The following is a 3,360-nucleotide window of genomic DNA, read 5'->3' as shown; positions in this document are numbered from 1 at the left end:
GGCGCGGGACGGCGGCGGGAGCGGGCGCGGCCCTTCAGGGGGGCCGTCAGCCGGACGCAGCCGAGGCCTCCCGCTTCACGAGCTGGAGGTGACGGCAGCGGGGACACTGCGCGCGGACGCCCTTGGCCGTGATCAACCGGTCGTCGATCGCGTAGGCCGCCGCGCATTTCTGGCAGACGATGCGCATGAAGTTAGTGGCGGAAGTGTCGCACTCCCGTCACCACCATGGCCATCCCATGTTCATCCGCCGCGGCGATCACCTCCGGGTCCCGGACGGAACCGCCCGGCTGGATGACCGCCGTGGCGCCCGCCCGGGCCGCCTCGTCCAGGCCGTCCCGGAAGGGGAAGAAGGCGTCCGAGGCCACGGCGCTGCCCTTGAGGGCCTCGCCACCGCGCGTCATCGCGATGCGGACGGAGTCCACCCGGTTCGTCTGCCCGCCGCCCTGGGCCAGGAGCTGGGAGGGCGCCGCGAAGACGATGGCGTTGCTCTTCACGTGCTTGCACACCTTCCAGGCGAAGCGCAGGGCCTGCTCCTCCTCCGGCGTGGGGGCGCGCTTGGACACCACCTTCCACTCCAGGGGCGGCTCCACCGCGTCGCGGTCCATCAGCAGCATGCCGCCGGACACGCTGCGCGCGTCCACCTGGGGCCGCGGCTTCACCGTGGGGGACGCCAGCGCGGGGCCCGCCTCCAGCAGGCGCAGGTTCTTCTTGCCCGCCAGCACCTGGAGCGCCTCGGCCGAGTACGACGGCGCGATGACCGCCTCCAGGAACGTCTCCGCCATGGCCCTGGCCACGGCCGCGTCCACCTCGCGGTTGAAGGCGACGATGCCGCCGAAGGCGCTCACCTCGTCCACCGCGCGGGCGGTGCGGTAGGCCTTCTCCAGCACGTCGTCCACCGCCACGCCGCACGGGGTGTTGTGCTTGATGACCACCGCGCAGGGCTTCTCCGGGAACTCCAGGACCAGGCCCAGGGCCGCGTCCAGGTCCAGGATGTTGTTGTACGAGAGCTCCTTGCCCTGGAGCACCCTGGCGAACGCGACGGACGGCTCCTTCGGCGCGGCGTATTCCTTGTAGAAGGCGCCGCGCTGGTGCGGGTTCTCCCCGTAGCGCAGCCCCTGCACCTTCTGGAACGCGAGCGACAGCTCCTGCGGGAAGGGCTCCTGCGCCTCGCCGGAGAGCCACCCGGAGATGGACGCGTCGTAGGCCGCCGTGTGCGCGAACGCCTTGCGCATCAGCCGGCGCCGCGTCTCCAGGCCCACGCCCTTCTGGCCTTCAAGCTCCGCGAGCACCGGCGCGTAGTCGTCCGGGTCCACCACGATGGCCACGTGCTTGAAGTTCTTCGCGGACGCGCGGACCATCGCCGGCCCGCCGATGTCGATGTTCTCGATGACGTCGTCCTCGCCCGCGCCGGACGCCACCGTCTGGCGGAACGGGTAGAGGTTCACCACCACCAGCGAGATGGGCTCGATGCCGTTCTTCGCCATCTCCGCCTTGTCGCTGTCCAGGTCGGGCCGGCCGAGGATGCCGCCGTGGATGCGGGGGTGGAGCGTCTTCACGCGGCCGCCAAGGATTTCGGGGCTCTGCGTGTGCTCGGACACCTGGGTGGCGGGGATGCCGGCGGCCTTCAGGGCCTCCAGGGTGCCGCCGGTGGAGAGCAGCCGGTAGCCCAGCCGCACAAGGCCCTGGGCAAAGGGAACCAGACCGCGCTTGTCGGAAACGCTCAGGAGAGCCAGCACGTGTGCGCCTCGCAATGGGTGGGGGTGGCGCGGGTCCTAGCAACCACCCCCTGGGGTGTCAACGCAACACGTCACCCCAGGCCCGGCGCGAAACAGTGCCCTGCCCTCAAGGCTTGCGAGCGGACACGGGAGGCTCGGCCTCCGTGGCCTCGCGCAGCTTCATGAGGCCGCGCGTCTCCACCTGGCGGATGCGCTCGCGGGTGAGGTTCATGATCTCCCCCACCTCCTCCAGCGTGATGCCGCCCTTCTCCGCCACGTCCAGGGCGCAGGTGTGCTCCAGCTCCGTGATTTCCTTGTCCGGGAAGTTGAGCTTGATGGAGCCCGTCTCCGGGTTCACGTCCAGGTAGAGGTTGTGCTTGCAGGACACGAAGAGGCACGGGCGCGGGCCGTTGATGCAGTCCGCGCGAGTGCGCGGCCGCTGCTCGTCCACCAGCTTGAGCGTCTCCGTCTCCTCGGGGTCCAGCTGGCCGGCCAGCCGGCGCCGGCGCAGGTCGCGCGCCATCTCCTTGCGCGACATGGTCTTGGAGCGCCGGCGTTCCGCGGGCTGCTCCTCCTCAGTCCCCCCCTCGCCCTCCTGCAGCTGCTTCACTTCCGACATGTTTCGTCCTCCAGATGTGTGGAGTCTACCCGGTTCAACAGGACCCTGGGGGGCATCCTATTGTGGCCGGAGCGTTTCGTCTTCGCGCGCCGTGACGGCGCTGCCCAACCGGGCGACATCCCGGACCAGATCCTGCGCCCGTTGCCTGAGCGTTGCCAACTGGGCTTCGAGTGACCTCCTGCGTTCTCCTCCCAGGGGCCGTCCTCCCAGCTCCTCCTGGAACCCGTCCAGCACCTCCGACAAGTCCCTCTGGAGCTGGTCGATGTGGTTGCGGTGGAACACGAAGGAGCGACGGATGTCCTCCAGGGTGTGTCCTTCGGCCATCATCTTCTTGATGACGTTGATGCGCCGTACCGCTTCCACCGGGTAGAGCCCCAGGCTGCCCTGGTGCTTCCCCTTGCGGCCCACACGGCGGCTGCGGGGGAGCAGACCGGCCTGGACGTACTTCCGGAACGTCGCCTCCGAGAGCCTCACGCCCCGGGGCCGGAAGATTTCCAGGATCGCGTTCGCGGGCAGACCTCCCGCGTTCTCGCGCTCGATGCGCTCCAGTTCGTCGGGCGCGAGCAGGTCCATCGATTCCATTGAATAGAGGCTACTGAATGGATGCCATAGGTGCCAGATTCGCGCGTCATCCGTCAAGGAGGACGAGCAGCCGGGCAGACGGACGTCGTCCGGCCGACGCTCCGCGCCGGCTTGGGGTGGCTTCAGGGGCTGGGAGGGGAACGGCGGGGCGTCAGCGGCCGCGAGGCGCGCGGAACTCCTCCGTCACGGTGCCGTTGGCGGGGACGACGACGGTGAACGTCTTCTCGCCGGACGGGTGCCGGAAGGTCAGCGTGTGGGTGCCGGCCGGCACCTTGTAGGTCGCGCGGCCCTGCACGTCCCCGAGCCGCCTCGCGCCCAGGAAGACGGTGGCGTACGGGTAGGCCTTCACCTGGAGCGAGCCCATGGCCTTCACCGGGTCCGCGGCGGGCGGCGCCGTGGCGGTGTCCGCCGTGGGGTTCGCGGCGGGGGCGGCCGGTCCGGTGG

Annotated in this window: 4 protein-coding genes and 1 pseudogene; all 5 read right to left on the bottom strand. The window is 70.2% G+C overall.

What is annotated here, in order from left to right; genetic code table 11:
* Positions 1 to 46: 46 nt before the first annotated feature.
* Complete coding sequence (locus ACLEQD_RS39760; RefSeq protein ID WP_410391130.1) at positions 47 to 187, bottom strand: zinc-ribbon domain-containing protein; 141 nt, start codon at positions 185 to 187, stop codon at positions 47 to 49.
* A gap of 4 nt (positions 188 to 191) precedes the next feature.
* The gene (gene purH / locus ACLEQD_RS39755) at positions 192 to 1,736 is read right to left on the bottom strand and encodes a bifunctional phosphoribosylaminoimidazolecarboxamide formyltransferase/IMP cyclohydrolase (RefSeq protein WP_410391128.1); all 1,545 of its coding nucleotides are present in this window, start codon (positions 1,734 to 1,736) and stop codon (positions 192 to 194) included.
* Between the two features lie 106 nt (positions 1,737 to 1,842).
* Positions 1,843 to 2,334, bottom strand: a complete 492-nt coding sequence (locus tag ACLEQD_RS39750; protein ID WP_171420595.1) for a sigma factor-like helix-turn-helix DNA-binding protein — start codon at positions 2,332 to 2,334, stop codon at positions 1,843 to 1,845.
* 57 nt (positions 2,335 to 2,391) lie between these two features.
* Positions 2,392 to 2,916 carry a MerR family transcriptional regulator gene (locus ACLEQD_RS39745; RefSeq protein WP_120525521.1) on the bottom strand — a complete coding sequence of 175 codons (525 nt, stop codon included), beginning with the start codon at positions 2,914 to 2,916 and terminating at the stop codon, positions 2,392 to 2,394.
* A 151-nt stretch (positions 2,917 to 3,067) separates the two neighbouring features.
* Positions 3,068 to 3,360, bottom strand: a pseudogene (locus ACLEQD_RS39740) (serine/threonine protein kinase); the annotation flags it as partial.

Origin of the sequence: Corallococcus sp. 4LFB (assembly GCF_046520365.1) — a bacterium.
Classification (GTDB): Bacteria; Myxococcota; Myxococcia; order Myxococcales; family Myxococcaceae; genus Corallococcus; species Corallococcus caeni.
Note: the sequence above shows the minus strand (reverse complement) of the source record. Positions and strands in the feature narration are given on the sequence as shown.

Coding starts and splice junctions, on each gene's coding strand:
- ACLEQD_RS39760 (WP_410391130.1), bottom strand. CDS start 187: ATGCGCATCGTCTGCCAGAAATGCGCGGCGGCCTACGCGATCGACGAC.
- ACLEQD_RS39750 (WP_171420595.1), bottom strand. CDS start 2,334: ATGTCGGAAGTGAAGCAGCTGCAGGAGGGCGAGGGGGGGACTGAGGAG.
- ACLEQD_RS39745 (WP_120525521.1), bottom strand. CDS start 2,916: ATGGAATCGATGGACCTGCTCGCGCCCGACGAACTGGAGCGCATCGAG.